The 18,751-nt window shown below is 71.2% G+C and carries 13 protein-coding genes; 6 read left to right on the forward strand and 7 right to left on the reverse strand.

Annotated elements, in window-relative coordinates:
• The first annotated feature begins 297 nt into the window (after positions 1-297).
• Genes OP04_RS15420 through OP04_RS55630 form a run of 4 tightly spaced genes read left to right on the forward strand, consistent with a single transcriptional unit; the run spans position 298 to position 7,689 of the window.
• Positions 298-2,433 (forward strand): coiled-coil domain-containing protein, encoded by a 2,136-nt coding sequence (locus OP04_RS15420; protein WP_033340359.1) that lies wholly within the window; start codon positions 298-300, stop codon positions 2,431-2,433.
• The gene (locus OP04_RS15425) at positions 2,430-3,512 is read left to right on the forward strand and encodes a DUF559 domain-containing protein (protein WP_033340360.1); all 1,083 of its coding nucleotides are present in this window, start codon (positions 2,430-2,432) and stop codon (positions 3,510-3,512) included. Before OP04_RS15420 ends, OP04_RS15425 begins: the two co-directional genes overlap by 4 nt.
• Entirely contained in the window at positions 3,509-4,156 is a 648-nt protein-coding gene (locus OP04_RS15430; RefSeq protein ID WP_033340361.1) for a hypothetical protein, read from the forward strand. Before OP04_RS15425 ends, OP04_RS15430 begins: the two co-directional genes overlap by 4 nt.
• Positions 4,156-7,689 (forward strand): ATP-binding protein, encoded by a 3,534-nt coding sequence (locus tag OP04_RS55630; RefSeq protein WP_033340362.1) that lies wholly within the window; start codon positions 4,156-4,158, stop codon positions 7,687-7,689. Before OP04_RS15430 ends, OP04_RS55630 begins: the two co-directional genes overlap by 1 nt.
• Here the strand turns inward: OP04_RS55630 and OP04_RS15440 are convergent.
• The 7 genes from OP04_RS15440 to tkt all read right to left on the reverse strand — a co-directional run bounded on the left by OP04_RS15440 (position 7,667) and on the right by tkt (position 16,809).
• Positions 7,667-8,329: a M50 family metallopeptidase gene (locus OP04_RS15440; protein WP_033340363.1), complete on the reverse strand. Its 663-nt coding sequence runs from the start codon at positions 8,327-8,329 to the stop codon at positions 7,667-7,669. The two genes, OP04_RS55630 and OP04_RS15440, sit on opposite strands and share 23 nt — an antisense overlap.
• Before the next feature lie 75 nt (positions 8,330-8,404).
• Positions 8,405-9,127, reverse strand: a complete 723-nt coding sequence (pgl, locus tag OP04_RS15445; protein WP_033340364.1) for a 6-phosphogluconolactonase — start codon at positions 9,125-9,127, stop codon at positions 8,405-8,407.
• Between the two features lie 250 nt (positions 9,128-9,377).
• Positions 9,378-10,358: a glucose-6-phosphate dehydrogenase assembly protein OpcA gene (locus OP04_RS15450; RefSeq protein ID WP_033340365.1), complete on the reverse strand. Its 981-nt coding sequence runs from the start codon at positions 10,356-10,358 to the stop codon at positions 9,378-9,380.
• Positions 10,355-11,872 carry a glucose-6-phosphate dehydrogenase gene (gene zwf / locus OP04_RS15455; protein WP_033340366.1) on the reverse strand — a complete coding sequence of 506 codons (1,518 nt, stop codon included), beginning with the start codon at positions 11,870-11,872 and terminating at the stop codon, positions 10,355-10,357. The genes OP04_RS15450 and zwf overlap by 4 nt, the downstream gene beginning before the upstream one ends.
• Positions 11,873-11,909: 37 nt before the next feature.
• Positions 11,910-13,520, reverse strand: coding sequence for a glucose-6-phosphate isomerase (locus tag OP04_RS15460; protein ID WP_033340367.1), 1,611 nt, complete (start codon positions 13,518-13,520; stop codon positions 11,910-11,912).
• A complete protein-coding gene (tal, locus tag OP04_RS15465) occupies positions 13,517-14,638 on the reverse strand; it encodes a transaldolase (protein ID WP_033340368.1) in 1,122 nt (373 codons plus the stop codon). Before tal ends, OP04_RS15460 begins: the two co-directional genes overlap by 4 nt.
• A 32-nt stretch (positions 14,639-14,670) precedes the next feature.
• Complete coding sequence (gene tkt / locus OP04_RS15470) at positions 14,671-16,809, reverse strand: transketolase (protein WP_033340369.1); 2,139 nt, start codon at positions 16,807-16,809, stop codon at positions 14,671-14,673.
• A gap of 316 nt (positions 16,810-17,125) precedes the next feature.
• Here tkt and OP04_RS15475 point away from each other — a divergent pair, with 316 nt between their 5' ends.
• Both OP04_RS15475 and OP04_RS15480 read left to right on the forward strand, forming a co-directional pair.
• Positions 17,126-18,091, forward strand: a complete 966-nt coding sequence (locus tag OP04_RS15475) for a heme o synthase (protein WP_033340370.1) — start codon at positions 17,126-17,128, stop codon at positions 18,089-18,091.
• A 277-nt stretch (positions 18,092-18,368) separates the two neighbouring features.
• Positions 18,369-18,695, forward strand: coding sequence for a hypothetical protein (locus OP04_RS15480; protein ID WP_033340371.1), 327 nt, complete (start codon positions 18,369-18,371; stop codon positions 18,693-18,695).
• Positions 18,696-18,751: the final 56 nt, after the last annotated feature.

Below are 18,751 nucleotides of genomic sequence, written 5' to 3' on the forward strand. Positions count from 1 at the left end.
CGTACCCGTGGAATATGCATTTGTGAAAATCCCACGAATGGTGTGTGGACGATCGATATCAGCACCCATTCACCCGGAACGGATTGGCCGATCGGCGGGCTGTGCACGCCGATCGGACGCACCCCGCGCCGTCTATGGAAATCCGCCGCCGCGTCCTTCTAGGCTGTTGCGGAAATCCGGCAGTCCATGACGGAGGGGTTGAGCACGCTGTCAGCAGCCGCCCTTGTCGATCTTTCCGGGATTCGGACCTGGTCGGAGTTCGCGCGCTATCTGAACCTCATTCATCAAGCCACGGGCATGAGCTGGGCCGACCTCGAAGAAGCGGAGTCGGGGTGGGCACATCGGGGGCGTGAGCTGGGCCGAGGGGCGGTCAGCGACGCGCTGATCGGGGCCGGCCCGATCCGGGAGACGCTGCTGGAGAGCCTGCTCACGGCCTGGCCGCTCTCCGACGGCGTGCGCGGCGAGGTGCGGGCGGCCTGGCACCGGCTGGCCGCACACGGCGGTTCCGGACCGGCCGGCGCGGGACGATGCCGGGACGCCTCACCCCGCACCCTCGGCATTCACGCCTCCATCCGGGCGAACGAATCCGGGAGCGAACTGCCCGCCTATGTCGGACGGGACTTTGACGACCGTCTCCGCGACATGATCGCCAAAGGCGCGACCGGCGGCTGTTTCGTGCTCATGATCGGTGGCTCGTCGACCGGAAAGACCCGCTCGCTCTACGAGGCGGTTCTCGCCGTGGTGCCGGACTGGTGGCTGCTTCAGCCGGCCGACGCCGCCGACGTGCTCCGCGCCGCCGAGAATCCGACCGAGAAAACCGTACTCTGGCTCGACGAATTGCAGAACTTCCTCGGCGCCGACCCGCCGCTCACGCTCGCGGTGCTGGACGGCCTCCGGCGCGCCGGCACGATCATCGTGGGCACGCTCTGGTTCGAGGAGTACCTGCCGCGCACCGCGGTCCATCGCCCGGCCGGCGTCGACAAGCACGTGCGTGACCGGCGACTGCTGGAGAGCGCCACCCCGATCGAGGTACCCGACGTGCTCTCCGCCGGAGAACGGGAGAAAGCGGTCGCGCTCGCCGCCACCGACTCCCGGATCCGGGAGGCGCTGGAGACCGGCGGCGGCACCGGGCTACCCCAGGCGCTGGCCGGGGCACCCGCGCTGGTGCAGTGGTGGGAACATGCGCCCAACCCGTACGCCCGTGCCGTGATCACCGCCGCGGCCGACGCCCGTCGCCTCGGCGTCAGCTCCCCGCTGCCGGAACCGCTGCTGCGCGACGCGATCGAGGGCTACCTCGACCACACGGCGCGCGCCACGCCGCCCGGCACCTGGCTCGGGCACGCGCTGCCGCACGCCACCACGAAGCTCAAGGGCGGCGTCACCGCGCTCTCGCCGTACGCACGCCGGGCCGGCACGCTCGACGGCTACGTGATCGCGGACTTCCTCGCCCAGCACATCCGCCGGGCCGGCCGTACCGACTGCCCGCCGGCCAGCCTCTGGACCGCGCTGCTCGCCCACGTGACCGCGCCCGACGACCTGCGCCGGCTCGCGGCCAGCGCCCAGTCCCGCATGCGGTACCGGTACGCCGAGGCCGCGCTGCGCCGCCTGCCCGAGCGCAACGACCTCACCGCGCTCGACCTGGCCCACCTGCTCGCCCGCCAGGACCGCCTGGACGAGGCGATCGACACCATCGACCGGCGGATCGCCGCCAGCAACGCACCCGAGCTGCGCGAACGCCGCGCCGAACTCCAGCGGATCCAGCACCGCGCGGCCGAGCTGCGGCCGCTGATCCCGGCCCAGCCACGTGCCGCCGCCGCACTCGACGAACTGCTCGCCGACGCGGGCGTCCTCGCCGACCTGCGGGAACGCGCGGACCGGGGCGACGCGCTCGCCGCGGAGGCGCTCGTCGACCGGCTCGTCGACCGCGGGCGGCTGGACGAGCTGCGCGAACGCGCGGACCGCGGGCACGGGTACGCGGCGGAACAGCTCGCCGACATGCTCGCGGCCCACGGGCGTACCGAAGAGCTGAAGGCCCGCGCCGAGCGCGGCGACGATGCCGCGAACCGCAGATACAACAAGCTCGTGGGTACGACCCCGCACGGCCAGGACGCGGCCGTGGCACGCGAGGTCGACGCGCTGCGCGCCCGGGTCGACGGCGGCGACGAGGACGCCGCCCGCGAACTGACGGCGCTGCTCTTCGAGCTGGGCGAGGCCGAGGCGCTGCTGGCCGAGGTCAACGCGGGCACGCCGGGGGCCGTGGACCGCTATCTGGCGCTGCTGACCGCCCGCGAGGAGACGGACCTGGAGCGGCTGCACCTGCTGCGCGCCTGGGGGATCGACGAGAACGGGGCGCCACTCCCGTCCGGCGGCCGCAGCCGATCGATCGCAGCGGAAGCGCGCGATGCGTGGCTCCCGCCCGGTGATCCGCGGTGAACGCGACCCTGGCCGGGCTGCCGGCCGACCGGGTGGTGCAGGTGCGCGGCGGGGACGCCGGCCGGATCGCGCTGCTCGCCGCGCGCGGCGGTCCGGACCTGCCGGCCGTGCTCAGCCACCGGTTCCGTTCGCCCGGCACCGGGCCGGTCGCCGGGTTCGTGGGCAAGCTCCTCGACGACCTGGAGGGTGCGGCGTTCGAGCTGTTCCCGGCCTGGCTGCCCGGGGCGGAGCACATCGACTCGCCGGGCGGTGCCGGACTCGCGGCGGTCCGCGCGCTGGCAGCGTCGCGGGCGGCGGGGAGTGCCCACTTCGGGCCGTTCCTGGCGGATCTCGCGGCAGGGGCGCTCTCGGGCGTACCGCTGCGGCGTCGCTTTTCTTCGGAGATCCGTGCCAAGGGTCTGGCCCGCGCGGTCGCGGACGGGCTCGGACGCGCGCGGCTGGTGCTGGTGGCTGCGGTTCCGGAGGGCCTGAGCGCGGACGAGGAGCGCACGCTCGTGTCCGGCGCGGAGTGGCTGGCAGACCGCGCCGGCATCGGAATCTGGCTCTGCGGCACCCCGCTGACCACCATCGACCGCCTGACCGTCGCCTCGATCCCGGATCTCGATGCTGAAGCGCCGACTCGCCCGGATCCCGGCGCCGGACCGCGCGGTACCTCCGGCGGTATGCCCGGTGCGGCCGTGCTGACCGCGGACGGCCTGCTGTTCGCCGGCGTGATCGGGCAGCCGCATCCGCGGAGCGGTGCCGAACGGGCGCTGGAGGCCGCGCTCGCCCGCCAGACGTGGGCGCGCGGCCGGGCGTGGAACCAGACCTATCAGTCGCATGCGCTGGCCAGCCCGGTGCGGCTCGACCTGCTGTGGCGAACTGAGCGCTGCGTCGTTGAGATCGACGGGCCCGAACACTGCCGTCCGGAGGCGTTCGAGGCGGACCGGCAGCGTGACGTGCAACTCCAGCTCGACGGCTTCGCCGTCCTGAGGTTCACCAACCACCGGATAGGCCACGACGTCGAGGCGGTCGTCCGCCAGATCGGCACCTTCATCCACCACCGCCGCCACGAACTCCTGAAAGGGCACCAACCATGACTGTCGACGACGGCCTCACCCCCGCCGAAAGCGCCATCCTCATTGCACTGATGGTGGTCGGGGATGAGGTCACCAATCCGGACCTCGAGAAGCTCCACGGAGTCGATGTCCGCAAGGAGAACCGCGAGAAGCTGAACCTGCTCGGATACGTGACCAGTGCGAAGAAGGGGCGATCCTTCACGCATGTGCTCACCGAGAAGGGATGGGCCCGCGTCAACGGGGAGCTGAACTTCGCCGACAAGCGGTCCAAGACACTCGGCGGAGCCATGGCCGCGCTTCACAACGCCGTTCGACTGCGGATCGGCAGCTTCGGGGAGCTGTTCTCGCAGGGCCCGGTCGTGCCGGCACAGCGGCCCGAGCCGGAGCCGCTGCCGGTGGAGAAGGACGATCTCGCGGAGCGGATCCGGAACGTCTACGCGACGCTGACCAGCGGGTCCGGTGCCTGGGTGAGCCTGGCCAGTCTCCGGCCGCACTTCGCCGACGTGCCCCGCGCGGACCTCGACGAGGCGCTCAAGCGGCTCGGCCGCGAGGAGAACGTGCACCTGGCGCCGGAGGACAACCAGAAGACGCTCACCACGGCCGAGATCGACGCGGCGGTGCGCAGTGGCGGCCAGGACAAGCACCTGCTGGCGATCGGAGTGTGATGACCGAGGAGGAGCGGGCCGCGCTGCAGGCGCTGAACTTCGACTGGGCCCGGGTCCCGGACGACGTCTGGCGCCCGTCGCGGTTCCATGTGGACGGTCTGCACCCGACGGTCGTGCAGAACGTGGTGGAGGGGATCGCAGACGCGGTCAAGAGCACGGAGGGCAGCCCGATCGGCGTGGCGCTACAGGGGCCGCCCGGCTCCGGCAAGACGCACATGCTTGGCTGGGTCCGGCAGCACACGCAGCAGCTCGGCGGCTACTTCTTCCTGGTCAGCCTGCTCGACTCCAAGGGGTTCTGGGACAGCGTCCTCGCCTCGATGCTGGACGGCCTGGCGCGCCCGATCCCGGGCAACGAGACCCAGCTGCAGTTGCTGCTGCGCCGGATCTCGTCGAAGGTCGGCGCGCCCCGGCTGGCCCGCCGCGCGTTCATGGGCGAGACGGAGCTGAGCCGCGAGACGCTGGACGCGTTCATCCAGGGTCTCACCGCCTACGACTCGTACGTGGGCCGGAACAGCCAGGACACCGCGCGGGCGCTCGCGCTCAGCGCGTCCGACGACGTGGCGCACCAGGATCTGGCGGACGGCTTCTTCGCGCTGCTGGACGAAGGTGCGCCGGGGGAGCGTGCCGCCTGGGGCATGCGCCGGATGCCGAAGACGTCGGAGGAGATCGTCCAGGAGCTGTCCCGCCTGCTGGCGCTGACCGGGCCCACCGTGATCGCGGTGGACCAGATCGACACGCTTATCGCGCAGTCGGCCGGGAACGCGGTCGCGGCGGAGGCACCCGGTGCCGGCGACACGGCCCCGTTGGAGCAGATCGCGGGCGGCCTGATGACGCTGCGGGAACGTACCCGCCGCACGCTGACCGTGGTGTCCTGCATCCCGGCGACCTGGACCATGATCAGGACCAGGGCCACGGCGTCGGTGAGCAGCCGGTTCCGGCTCTCGCCGATCCTGAGCACGATCAAGGACAACAACCTGGGCCGGGCGATCGTGGAGAAGCGGTTCGCGGTGCGGTTCGCGGAGGTCGGCTTCCGGCCGCCGTACCCGACGTGGCCGGTCAGCGAGAAGGCGTTCGAGGACGTCGGCGACTTCACCCCGCGGCAACTGCTGATCGAGATCGACGCGCACGTGCGGGCGTGCCTGCTGTCCGGCGAGGTGCGCGAGCTGACCCGGCTGGGTGAGCGGACGCCGCGTGTGGAACTGCCGGTCCCGGACGTCGCTGCGGGTGCGCTCGACCGGTTCGATGCGCGGTTCGTCGAGTTCAAGCGCGTGGCGGACGTGGCCGGGCCGCTGTCCGGCGCGCGGGAGGACGCGGAGATTCCGACGCTGCTCACGGCGGGTCTGACCGCCTGGATCCTGGAGCGGGGCGAGGCCGGGGAGCGGTTCAGCCTGGACCCGCCGCCCAGCTCGCGGCCGTCGCTGCACGCGCGTCTCCGGCTGACCGTCGACGAGGAGCGGGAGGACCAGGTCCACTGGTGCTTCCGGGCGATCAGCGACGGCCACCACGGGAACGCGGTGCTGTCCCGGCTGCGCAAGGCGTGCAACGCCGCGGGCCTGGACGCCCGGGTGCCGAAGCGGAAGCTGTTCGTGCTGCGCAACGGCGACATGACCGGCGGCCCGAAGATGCGCGAGGCGGTCGCCGCGTTCGCGCAGGACGGCGGCGCGAGACTCCCGCTGGACGACGAGGATCTGCGGATCCTGTTCGCGCTGCGGATGATGTTCCAGGACCCGTCCGCCGAGTTGCGGGCCTGGCTGGTCGCCCGCCGTCCCACCCGCAGCGTCGCGGTGTTCCAGACCGCGCTCGCGGGCGCGGACAGCTGGCCGGCCGAGGGGGATCGGGCGACCGTGCGGTCGCACGCGGCCGGTGCCGCACCGATCCCATCGGCGCCGGCGGCCGCGGCGGCACGAGCGGAGGCGCGGCAGGAACCGGCGATGATTCCCGAGGACAGGGCGAGCGGCGCGGCTGATCCGGCGGTGATTCCCGGGGACCGCACCACCGCCATGGCGGATCCGGCCGCGCGAGCAGGAGAACGGCTGGCAGCCCTGGGTCGCGAGCGCCTCGGGGCGGCGGCTGTTCCCCCCGCGCCGCCCGTCGGCAGCGGCCTGCCGCAGCGGACCAGGACCGGGTCCACCGGCGGGCTGCCGCCACGGACCGGCGGTGGAGCAACGGGCGGATCCGGCAGCGGGTCACCGGGCCGGGCCGACGGCACGCCGGGTGACGCCGCGGGCCGGAATGCCGCGCCGGGGGAGCGGTTCGCGCCTGCGGTCGGCCGGATTCCGCGGCAGTCCGTCGGGGAGGCGGGGCCGGCCGGGTTCGTGATCGGGCATGGGCACAGTTCAGGTACGTCGGTGCCGTTGCAGCTGGAGGCGCTGCGGAAGCATATGACGATCTTTGCGGGGTCGGGGTCCGGGAAGACGGTGCTGATCAGGCGGATCGTGGAGGAGTGTGCGCTGCAGGGGGTCTCGTCGATCGTGCTGGATCTGAACAATGATCTGGCGCGGCTGGGGGATGCGTGGCCGGAGGAGCCGGCCGCCTGGGGGGACGGGGACGCGGCGAAGGCGGCGGACTACCTGGCTCACACGGACGTGGTGATCTGGACGCCGCGCCGCGATGCCGGGCGTCCGCTGAGTTTCCAGCCGCTGCCGGACTTCATGGGGGTACGGGACGATCCCGACGAGTTCAATGAGGCTGTGGAGTCGGCCGTGGCGTCGCTGGCGCCGCGCGCGCTGCTCAGCGGCAAGTCGGTCAAGGCGCACCTAGGGCTGGCGGTGCTGCGCAAGGCGGTCGAGCACTATGGACGCCAGGGCGGCAACCGGTTGCAGGGGCTGATCGCGACGCTGAACGACTTCCCGGAGGACGTGATCGACCTGGCCGACTCCGCGAAGATCGCCGGGCAGCTGGCGGAGTCGCTGACCGCGGCGATGGTGAACGATCCGCTGTTCGGGGGCGGTGGCACCGCGATGGATCCGGGGCTGCTGCTGACGCCGGCGGCGGGGAAGCGGGCGCGGGTCTCGGTGATCAGCATGGTCGGGCTGGGGAACGACGACGTCCGGCAGAGCTTCGTGAACCAGCTGCAGATGGCGCTGTTCGCCTGGATCAAGCGGAACCCGGCGGGCGACCGGCCCCTCGGCGGGCTGCTGATCATGGATGAGGCGCAGAATCTGGCGCCGTCCGGGGCGATGACCGCCTGCACGCAGAGCACGCTGGCGCTGGCGTCGCAGGCCCGGAAGTACGGCCTCGGCCTGATCTTCGCCACCCAGTCGCCGAAGGGCCTGCACAACCGGATCCCCGGCAACGCGGCGACGCAGCTCTACGGGCGGCTGAACAGCCCGATCCAGATGGAGGCGGCGCGCGAGATGGCGAAGGCGAAGGGCGGCGACGTGCCCGACATCGCGCGCCTGACCAGCGGCGAGTTCTACCTGGCGGCCGAGGGTGCACCGCCGCGGAAGCTCCGCACGCCGCTCTGCCTGACGCACCACCCGGCCAGCCCGCTCACCACGGAAGAGGTGATCACCCGAGCGGCGGCGCGATGAATCGGAGCAGGACGCCGCCGCCGTAGACGAGCGCGGCCACTGCCGCCATGCACCAGAGCGCGCACCAGAAGCCCATGGGCACCTTCGTCATGTCCTTGAGCACCCTGGAGTCGTCGGATCTCCGGCCTCCAGCGTTGTAGACGAACGTTTGCACGACGCCGCCCAGGAGCAGAAACCACACCAGGGTGTACGCGGCGAGCGCACGGACGCCCGGCGACCCTTCGCGGACGAGCAGGAAGATGACCACGCCCCAGAGCGCGGTGATGAAGAGCGAGAAGACGTGCTTCATCTGTACGAAGATGATCACCAGGCAGGCGAAGGAGATCCAGAGCATCGTCTCCGGGCTGACGCCGTTGGCAAGCAGCGTGGCGCCGGCGATCCCGAACAGCGACGGTCCGGCGTATCCGGACAGGGCCGCCAGGAAGCCGACGGACGACTCCTTGAACTCGGTGTAGCCGTCCTGCCGTGCTTCGACCCGGATGTGATCGACGCTCCAGCCGGTCGCAGACGCGACCAGGGCGTGGCTGCCCTCGTGGGCGATGGTGATCAGATGGCCGGTGATCGTCCAGAGGATCGAGGCCGCCAGGCCGAGGATGAGCGAGCCGACGGCCAGCAGCAGAGATGGTTCGGCGCTGGTCATGCGCGCAGATTAGGCGCGCTGACCAGCGCCGGAACATCCGCTGATCTATCGACCGATTCCGGCTGCGACCGGGACCTATCCGAGGTTCGCGGCCGCGGCCTTGTCGATCAGCCACAGCGTGCGGGACGTGCCGTGGACGCGGGCGCAGGGCAGTTCGGAGCCGCCGGAGAGCGCCTCCGCGACCGGGCCGGCCTTGTCCGCGCCGGTGACGATCAGCCAGACCTCGTCGGCCGCGTTGATCGTGGGGAGGGTGAGCGTGACGCGGATGGGCGGCGGCTTCGGGCTGTTGTGGATGCCGGCGGCGGTGCCGGTCTCGGCCAGGCCGGGGTGACCGGGGAAGAGCGAGGCGACGTGGCCGTCCTCGCCGACGCCGAGCAGCACCACGTCGATGTGCGGGGCGGCGGCGGCCCACTCCGCGGCGTAGCGGGCGGCGGCGGCCGGCGCGTCGTCGCCGTCCGGGCCGTCGGACGGGGGCATCGGGTGGATGCGCTTCGGGTCGAGCGGGAGCGCGTCGAGCAGGGCCTCGCGGGCCTGGGTCTCGTTGCGGTCCTTGTCGCCGAGCGGGAGGAACCGCTCGTCGCCCCACCACAGGTCGACGCGGGACCAGTCGATGGCGGTGGCGGCGGGGGAGGACGCGATCGCCCGGTAGATCTTGGCGGCGCCGCGGCCGCCGGTGAGGACCACGTCGGCGGTGCCGCGCGCGGCCTGCGCGTCGATGATCTTCACGATCAGGCGGGCGGCGACGGCCTGCGTCTGGATGTCCGCGTCCGCGTGCACGATGACGGTCGGCGATGTCATGCGTTACCTCGAATGCTCGTCGGGGCGGCACCGGATGAGCCGGCACACACCGGGAACAGGGCGGGCACCGGAACGGCGGCGCTCGCCGGAAGGCGGGGCGGGCACCGGATCGGGCGGTGCGCGCCGGAAGTACGAGGGCCGAGTGCCGTGGGCACGGCCGGGGCGGTGGAAGCTCCTCTCGTACCCTCAGGTGATCTTGAAAGGGGTCCGCCGCCGGGAAGGCGAGCGGACCCCGATCGGAAAGACGGCCTCAGCTCGCCGCGGACCGGGCGAGTGCCGGGTCCTTCCAGACGTGCACACGCTGCGCCGGGCGGTTCTCCAGGTGCGGGGTGCCGGCCAGCGCGCCGAGCGCCGAGGAATAGACCTGGTCCGGGTCGAGGCGGCGCAGCTCCTCCGCGAGCTCGTCGCCGACCGGGCGGCGGACCAGCGGCATCTCGCGGTCGGCCTGGCCGGTACGGCTGAAGAGCGCGGTGTTCTCGTCGCGGGTGACCTTGATGCAGTCGCCGTTGGCGCACTGGAGCTCGACCGACCGCATGCGCGGGTGTTCCGTGGTCGGCTCCAGGACCGGCGTGATGCCGAGCCGCGCGCCGAGCCAGCCGCCCATCAACGCGGCGGTCGGGTCCTTCTCCGGCGCGACGATGGTGGCGCCGACGACCTGTTCCATGGTGGTGTCGAACGCGCTGGCCACGAGCGTGCGCCAGAGCGTGATCCGGGTCCAGGTGAGGTCCGTGTCGCCGGGCGCGTAGTCCTCCGCCCGCTGCCGCAGCGCGGCGACCGGGTCGGGGGCCTGCGCGGAGTCGGTGATCCGCCGGTCCGCGACGATGCCGAGGAAGTCGTTGGCGATCTGGGCGGGCGGCTCGCTGTGCCACCAGGTGACGACCGGCACGTCCGGCGCGAGCAGCGGCATGACGACGGACTCGGCGTGCAGCGCGAGCCGGCCGTACATGCGCAGCACCGCGGCCTCGGCCGGACCGAGCCGGCCGCCGACCACGATCTCCGCGTCCAGCCGGCTGCGCTGGCTCTCCACGTCGGACCGGACCACGATCAGCAGCCGGCACGGGTGCGCGGCCGCGGCGATCGTGGCGGCGGCCTCCGCCTCCCGGACGCGCTTCTCGTCGACGACCGCGATGAGCGTGAGCGCGAGGCCGCTGGCCACACCGCCCGCACTGCGCCGCTCCGCGGCCAGCGCCTTCACGACCTCGTTGCCGGTCGTGTCCCACAGGCCGATCATGCCCGCCTCCAGGTTCGGCCCTCGCGGACCAGCAGCTCGTCGGCGGCGCGGGGACCCCACTCGCCGGCCCGGTACGGTTCCGGTGTCGTGCCCGCCCAGGCCTCCTCGAGCGGGTCGATCACCGCCCAGCTCTGCTCGACCTCGGCCGCGTCCGGGAACAGCGTCCGGTCGCCGACGAGCACGTCAAGAACGAGCCGCTCGTACGCCTCCGGGCTGCTCTCGGTGAACGCCTCGCCGTACTGGAAGTCCATCGCGATGTCGCGGACCTCCATCGTGGTGCCCGGCACCTTGGAGCCGAACTTGAGCACCATGCCCTCGTCCGGCTGCACGCGGATGACCAGCTGGTTGTGGCCCAGCATCTCCACGTCGGCCGGGTCGAACGGCAGGTGCGGCGCCTTCTTGAACACGATCGCGATCTCGGTGACCCGGCGCGGGAGCCGCTTGCCGCAGCGCACGTAGAACGGGACGCCGGCCCAGCGGCGGTTCTGGATGGCGAGCTTGACCGCGACGTACGTCTCCGTGGTCGACTCGGCCGGGATGTTCTTCTCCTCCAGGTAGCCGACCGCGCGCTCGCCCGCGACCCAGCCCTGGAGGTACTGTCCGCGGACCGTGTCGGCCGCGATGTCCTTCGGCACGCTGATCGCCTTCAGGACCTTCAGCTTCTCGGCCCGGATCTCGGACGGGTCGAAGCTGGTCGGCTCCTCCATCGCGAACATGGCCATCAGCTGGAGCAGGTGGTTCTGCAGGACGTCGCGGGCGGCGCCGGCGCCGTCGTAGAACCCGGCGCGGGTGCCGATGCCGACGTCCTCGGCCATGGTGATCTGCACGTGGTCGACGTACTTCGAGTTCCACACCGGCTCGAACAGCGAGTTCGCGAAGCGGAGGGCCAGGATGTTCTGGACCGTCTCCTTGCCGAGGTAGTGGTCGATGCGGAACACGTCGTCCGCGGTGAAGACGGAGTCGACGAGCCGGTTGAGCTCCTTGGCGGTGGCCATGTCGTAGCCGAACGGCTTCTCCACGACCACGCGCCGCCAGCCGCCGGACGTCTCGTTGTCGGCCATGCCGGTGCGGGCCAGCTGCTTGAGCACGATCGGAAACGCGACCGGCGGGATCGAGAAGTAGAACGCGGCGTTGCCGGTGATGCCGTGCGAGGCGCGCAGCTCGTCCAGCGAGGAGGCCAGCGTGTCGAACGCGGCGTCGTCGTCGAACGAGCCGGCCACGAACTTGATGTTCTCCGCCAGCCGGGCCCAGACGTCCTCGCGCCAGGGGGTGCGGGCGCCCTTCTTGGCCGCCTCGTACGCCAGCGACTCGAAGTCTCCGTCGCCCCAGTCGCGGCGGGCGAAGCCGAGCACCACAAAACCGGGCGGGAGCAGGCCACGGTTGGCCAGGTCGTACACCGCGGGGATCAGCTTCTTACGGGACAGGTCGCCGGTCACTCCGAAGATGACCAGAGCACACGGCTCCGGAATTCTCGGCAGCCGGCGATCCTGCGGGTCGCGCAGCGGATTTCTCACGCCGCCATCCTCCCAGTTCTTGTCAGGCAGAGCATGGTTACAGTGCCTGCGCGGCCGTGACGAGTTGATTGATTCCGGCCGAGCGGTCGGTGAGGTGAAGGCGAAGAACGGGGCGGTCGAGCGCGGCTCGGTCGCCCGCGGCCTGTGCGGCCTGTAACCGTCCGAACGTGTACGGCCGGCCGTGCACCGGGAGATCGTCGGTGACCTCGCCGGTGATCTGGAGGAACGCGCCGACCTGCGGCCCGCCCTTGTGGAACTGCCCGGCCGCGTGCAGCAACCGCGGCGCCCACCCGAACGTGACCGGCTTGCCGGATTTTTCGGCCAGAATGGACCTGAGTCGGGTGATCGCGTGATCTGCGCCTCGGTCCAGATAGGCCATGACCGCAAGATAGTCGCCGGCGTCGAGGACGGTCCGCAGCGCGTCGGTCAGGGAGGGCGCTCCGAAGACCTGGATCGCGCCGTCGACGCACGTCGGTTCCTCTTCCTGAAGCTGTGCCAGGAAGGCTGTCGTGTGCGTCTTCGTGGACGCCACGTCCGGCTGGCTGAACGGGTCCACGCCCAGCACCCGGGCCGCGATCGCGGTCGCGAACTCCCAGGCCAGGAACTGCGCGCCGAGCGGCCCGTTCACCGCCAGCTGCGCGCCCGCCCCGCCGCCCGGCACCGCGCCCGCGCCCAGCGAGCCGCCGTAGGCCACGGTCAGCACGCCCGGCCCGGTGACGCCCGGCGCCTCCGGCGACTCGACCACGACCGGCAGCAGGCCCATGCCGTCCTTGCCCAGCGACTCCGCGAGCAGTTGCTCCGCCCAGTCGCCGAGCCCGTCCAGCCCGCTGCCGTCCGGCACCAGCGCGACCGACGTGTAGCCCGCGGTGGCGGCGGCGCCGAGCGCGGCCCCCAGCGCGAGCGCGGGATTGTCCTCGTCGCGGCCGAGCGAGGCGGCGAACTCCTCCGCCTGGTCCAGCAGCTCCGCCACGTCGACCCCGGCCAGCGCGGCCGGGACCAGGCCGAACGCGGTCAGCGCGCCGAACCGGCCACCGACCGACGGATCCGCCACGATGACGAACGCGCCCATCTCGAGCCCGGCGTCGACCAGCGGCGAGCCGGGATCGGTGACGATCACGAAGTGCCGGCCGGCCTCCTCCGGGCTGCGGCCCAGATCAAGGAACGCCTGCTGGTACGCCCGGCGCTGCGCGTCCGTCTCGATCGTGTTGCCGGACTTGCTGGCGACGACCACCACGGTGGTGTCCAGCCGATCGCCGAGCGCGGCCCGGATCTGGCCCGGGTCCGTGGTGTCCAGCACGGTCAGCGGCCGCCCCAGCGTGGCGGCCATGGCGGCGGGCGCGAGCGACGAGCCGCCCATGCCGCACAGGACCACGTGGTCCAGGTCGGCGAGCTCCGCGGTCAGCTCCGCGAGCTGGGGGAGCAGCTCGCGGGACCGGTGGAACGTGTCGAGCCAGCCGAGGTGCGCGCCGGCCGCCGGCTCCGCCTCCGGACCCCAGAGCGTGGGGTCCTTGCGGGCCAGCAGGCCGGGCACACCGTCGGAGACCAGCGCCCGCCGGGTGGACGCGGGTGACTGCTCGTCGATGGCACGAGCGCCGTGGACGGCGAGCCCGGCCGCCGCCTCGGCGCCACCGCTGAGCAGGTCACTCATGACGTGACGGACTTCTTGGCCGCGTCCAGGGACTTGGCCAGGCCCTCGAGCAGCTCGCCCCAGGAGACCTCGAACTTGTCGACGCCCTCGGACTCCAGCACCGCGACCACGTCGTCGAAGTCGATGCCGATCGCGGCCAGGTCGTCGAAGACCTTCTGCGCGGTCGCGTACTGACCGGTGACGGTGTCGCCACGGGTGTCGCCGTGGTCGTCGTAGGCCTTGATGACCGACTCCGGCATCGTGTTGACGGTGCCGGGCGCGATCAGCTCCTCGACGTAGATCGTGTCCTTGAGCTCGGCGCTCTTGGTGCCGGTGGACGCCCACAGCGGACGCTGCGGGTGCGCGCCGGCCGACTTGAGCGCGGCCCACCGCTCGCCGCCGAACTTCTCCTCGTAGAGCTTGTACGCCAGCTGGGCGTTGGCGACCGCCGCCTTGCCCTTCAGCGCCTTGGCCCCGTCCGAGCCGATCTTGTCGAGCCGCTTGTCGATCTCACTGTCCACGCGGGACACGAAGAACGACGCGACCGACGCGATCTTCGACAGGTCGTGGCCGTTCGCCTTCGCCTGCTCCAGACCGTCCAGGAACGCGTCGATCACCTTGCCGTAGCGGTCCAGCGAGAAGATCAGCGTCACGTTCACGCTGATGCCCGCGGCCAGCGTCGCCGTGATCGCCGGCAGGCCGGCCAGCGTCGCCGGGATCTTGATGAGCACGTTCTCCCGGTCGACGAGCCACCAGAGCGCCTTGGCCTCGGCGACCGTCTTCGAGGTCTCGTGCGCCAGGCGCGGGTCGACCTCGATGGAGACGCGGCCGTCCTGGCCCTGCGACGCGTCGTACGCCGGCTTCATCACGTCGGCGGCCCAGCGCACGTCGTACGTGGTCAGCGCGCGCGTCGCCTCCTCCACGGTGACGCCGCGGTCGGCGAGCTCACGGAGCTGCTCGTCGTACGCGTCCGCGTCGGACAGCGCCTTCGCGAAGATGGTCGGGTTGGTGGTCACGCCCACCACGTGCTTCTCCGTGCGGAGCTTGTCCAGCGTGCCGGTCGCCAGGCGGACCCGCGACAGGTCGTCGAGCCACACCGCCACCCCGGCGTCGGAGAGTTCCTTGAGCCGATCGGTCATGGGAATCACACCCTCACTCGATATTGAGAAGCTCAGTTGCCGGTCTTGGTGCCGGTGATGACGCCGACCTTGGCGAGCGAGGCGTGCGCCTTCGCCACCACGTTGTCGGCCGTGAAGCCGAACTGCTCGAACAGCACCGTGTACGGCGCGGAGGCCCCGTAGTGTTCAATGCTGACCGACTCGCCCGCGTCCCCGATCAGGTGACGCCAGGACATCGCGATGCCGGCCTCGACGCTGACCCGGGCCTTCACCGAGGACGGCAGCACCGACTCGCGGTACGCCTGGTCCTGCTCGTCGAACCACTCCTGGGACGGCACGGAGACCACGCGGGTCGGCGTGCCCTCGGCCTCCAGGCGCTCGCGCGCGGCCAGCGCGATCGACACCTCGGAGCCGGACGCCAGCAGGATCACGGACGGCTGCCCGTTCGCGGCGTCGATCAGCGTGTACGCACCCTTGGTGGTGTGCTCCGCGGCCGCGTGCGTGGTGCGGTCCACGGTCGGCAGGTTCTGCCGGGAGAGGATCAGCGCGGTCGGCCGGTCCGTGTTCTCCAGCGCGGCCTTCCACGCCTGGGCGGTCTCGTTCGCGTCCGCGGGGCGGACCACGTCGAGGCCGGGGATGGCGCGCAGCGCGGTGAGGTGCTCGACCGGCTGGTGCGTCGGGCCGTCCTCGCCGAGACCGATCGAGTCGTGCGTCCACACGAAGACGACCGGCAGCTTCATCAGCGCGGCGAGCCGCACGGACGGGCGCATGTAGTCGGAGAACACGGCGAACGTGCCACCGTACGGCCGGGTGCCGCCGTGCAGCGCGATGCCGTTGAGGATCGAGCCCATGCCGTGCTCGCGGATGCCGAAGTGCAGCGTGCGGCCGTACTTGTGGCCCGGGAACGCCTTGGTGGCGTACTCCTCCGGGATGAAGGACGGCTCGCCCTCCATGGTCGTGTTGTTCGACTCCGCGAGGTCGGCCGAGCCGCCCCACAGCTCCGGCAGCACCGGCGCGAGCGCGTTGAGCACCTTGCCGGACGCGGCGCGGGTGGCGATGCCCTTGGCGTCGGCGGGGAAGACCGGCAGCGCGGACTCCCAGCCGGCCGGCAGCTCACGCTTCGCCATCCGGTCCCACAGCGCCTTGCGCTCCGGGTTCGCGGACGCCCACGCGTCGAACCTCTCCTGCCAGGCGGCCTCGGCGGCGCGGCCGCGCTCGACGACCTCGCGGGCGTGCTGCAGGACCTTGTCGTCCACCTGGAACGTCTGCTCCGGGTCGAAGCCCAGCACCGACTTGGTGGCCGCGACCTCGTCCTTGCCCAGCGCGGAGCCGTGGATCTTGCCGGTGTTCTGCTTCTTCGGCGCGGGGTAGCCGATCACGGTGCGCAGCGCGATGAACGACGGCTTGTCCGTCGCCGCCTTCGCCGCGACCAGCGCCGCGTGCAGCGCCTCGACGTCCTCCGCGTACTCGCCGCCGTCGTCGAACGACTTCCGCCAGTTCACGGTCTGGACGTGCCAGCCGTAGGCCTCGTAGCGCGCCGCGACGTCCTCGGACTTGGCGATCCGGGTGTCGTCCTCGATCGAGATCTCGTTGTCGTCCCAGATCAGCGTGAGGTTGCCCAGCTTCTGGTGACCGGCGATCGCGCTGGCCTCGTGGCTGATGCCCTCCTCGATGTCACCGTCGGACGCGATCGCCCAGACGTTGTGGTCGAAGAGCGACTCGCCGTCCGGGGTCTCCGGGTCGAACAGGCCGCGCTCGCGGCGGGCCGCGATGGCGAAGCCGACCGCGTTGCCGATGCCCTGGCCGAGCGGGCCGGTGGTGGTCTCGACGCCGTCGGTGTGGCCGTGCTCGGGGTGTCCCGGGGTGAGGGAGCCCCACTGGCGCAGCGACTTCAGGTCGTCCAGGCCCAGGCCGTACCCCGAGAGGTAGAGCTGGATGTAGAGCGTGAGGCTGCTGTGGCCGGCGGACAGCACGAACCGGTCGCGGCCGGGCCACGACGAGTTGGCGGGGTTGTGCGTCATGACCTTGTTGAAGAGCAGGTAGGCGGCCGGCGCCAGGCTCATGGCGGTGCCGGGGTGGCCGTTGCCGGACTTCTCCACGGCGTCCATGGCCAGGACGCGGACGGTGTCGACCGCCTTACGGTCGAGATCGGACCAGCTCAGAGCGCTGTCCTCGGAATGGGTGGCAGCCACGATGGGTGTGCTCCTCGGGTGTGACCGGCGATGAGATTTTCGACTACTCCAGTGTTCGACCCTAGCGAGCGCTGTTGAACATGCGCCCGGGGAACGCGCTAACAACCTAAGCTGTGAGCGGACACACGCATGATCAATCACGGGTGCCGGTGTGACGCCGCGCATGTCCGCCGGGTCTGGCGGGACGCGCGAAGCGGTGCCGATAGGCTGTCGCGTGTGGCGCATGACCTTGGCGGTAAGCGCCGGTGACGCGCGCCTTCCCACAGGCAGGCGCGGGTCTGGTCGCACCATCGCCGAAGCCGGAAGGTGACAATCCGTGAGCACACTCACCGAACGCCCGGTTCTGCCCGCCGCCTCCAAGGCCGGTGGGAAGAAGACCCGGTCGGTGAGGCGTCCTGCGGGTTCGCCGCCGCGCGCGCGTGACGTGGTCAAGGCGTACGTGGCGCTCACCAAGCCGCGCATCGTCGAGCTGCTCCTGGTCACGACCGTACCCACGATGATGCTGGCCGCAAACGGCCTGCCGTCGCTCTGGCTGATGGCGGCGGTTCTGGTCGGCGGCTCGCTGGCCGCGGGCGGCGCCAGCGCGCTGAACTGCTACATCGACCGGGACATCGACCAGCTCATGCGGCGCACCAAGCGCCGCCCGCTGCCGGCCCACACGGTCTCGCCGCGCAACGCGCTCTACTTCGGCCTCACGCTCTCCGTCCTCAGCGTCGTGATCATGGCGCTGACGACGAACTGGCTGGCCACGGCCATGACGCTGGGCTCGATCGTCTACTACGACCTGGTCTACACGCTCTGGCTGAAGCGCACCACGTCCGCCAACACGTTCTGGGGCGGCATCTGCGGCTCGACGCCGGTGCTGATCGGCTGGGCCGCGGTCACCGGCTCGCTGTCGCCGGTCGCCTGGGCGCTGTTCGCGGTGGTCTTCTTCTGGCAGATGCCGCACTTCTACGCGCTGGCCATCAAGTACAAGGACGACTACGCGCGCGCCGGCATCCCGATGCTGCCGGTCGTGGCCTCGGTGAAGCGGGTCAACCTGGAGATCGTCGGGTTCGCCTGGCTGACGCTGATCTCCTCGCTGGCGGCCTGGCCGTTCGGTCTGAGCTGGATCTACGGCATTCCGTCCACGATCGTCGGCGTGATGTTCGTGCTGGAGTCCCACCTGCTGGCCCGCCGCGCGTCCAAGGGGGAGCCGGTCAAGCCGATGCGGCTGTTCCACTGGTCCACGACGTACCTCACGATCGTCTTCCTGACGGTCGCGATCGACGCGCTGGTCTGAAACGGCTTTTGACCTCGGCATCCTCCGCTGAACGGTTGATGCCCGCCTGTCCCTTACGGACGCTCTTAGCAGTGAAACGCCTGAAAATCATCGCTGAGAAGTGTTACCCCACGAGTGGCTTCCTTTAAGTCCGCTTTGTCCCCAAATTTTGTCCGGTTTTTATAAGAAAAATCGGGCGAAAAGCGGCGAAGAAATGGCTCAAACCTGTCGTTAGAGGCATCACAAAACACACACGTAACCCCTGCGTTTCACCTTTCGTCTGCTTACGCTTCCCCTCATGGCAGAAGGTTCCGATACGACGCTGACGATCGACGAGAAGCCGCAGCCGGCCGGTCTGGCCGGAAGCATCCGCTCTTTCGCCGCAGGGCACGGTGGCGCGAAGGCGGTCGTCGAGTACGTCGGTAAGCGCGGCGCCCGCATCGTCCTCGTGGGTGAGGACGGTGAGTGGGCCGACCAGTTCGCCTCCGACACCAAGACGGCACGACAGGCCTGCGAGACGGCCGGCGTCGCGGTGGAGAACGAGTGGGAGCGCGAGCTGATGGAGCAGATGCGGCCCAGCAACGACCTCTGGCGGTCCATGGGCCGCCGGATGATGGCCCGTTAGCTCCACGCGACAGCACGCACGATCCCGGGCGACCGGGCGATTCATCCCGGGAAGCC

The organism is Catenuloplanes japonicus (genome assembly GCF_000717135.1).
Lineage (GTDB): Bacteria > Actinomycetota > Actinomycetes > Mycobacteriales > Micromonosporaceae > Catenuloplanes > Catenuloplanes japonicus.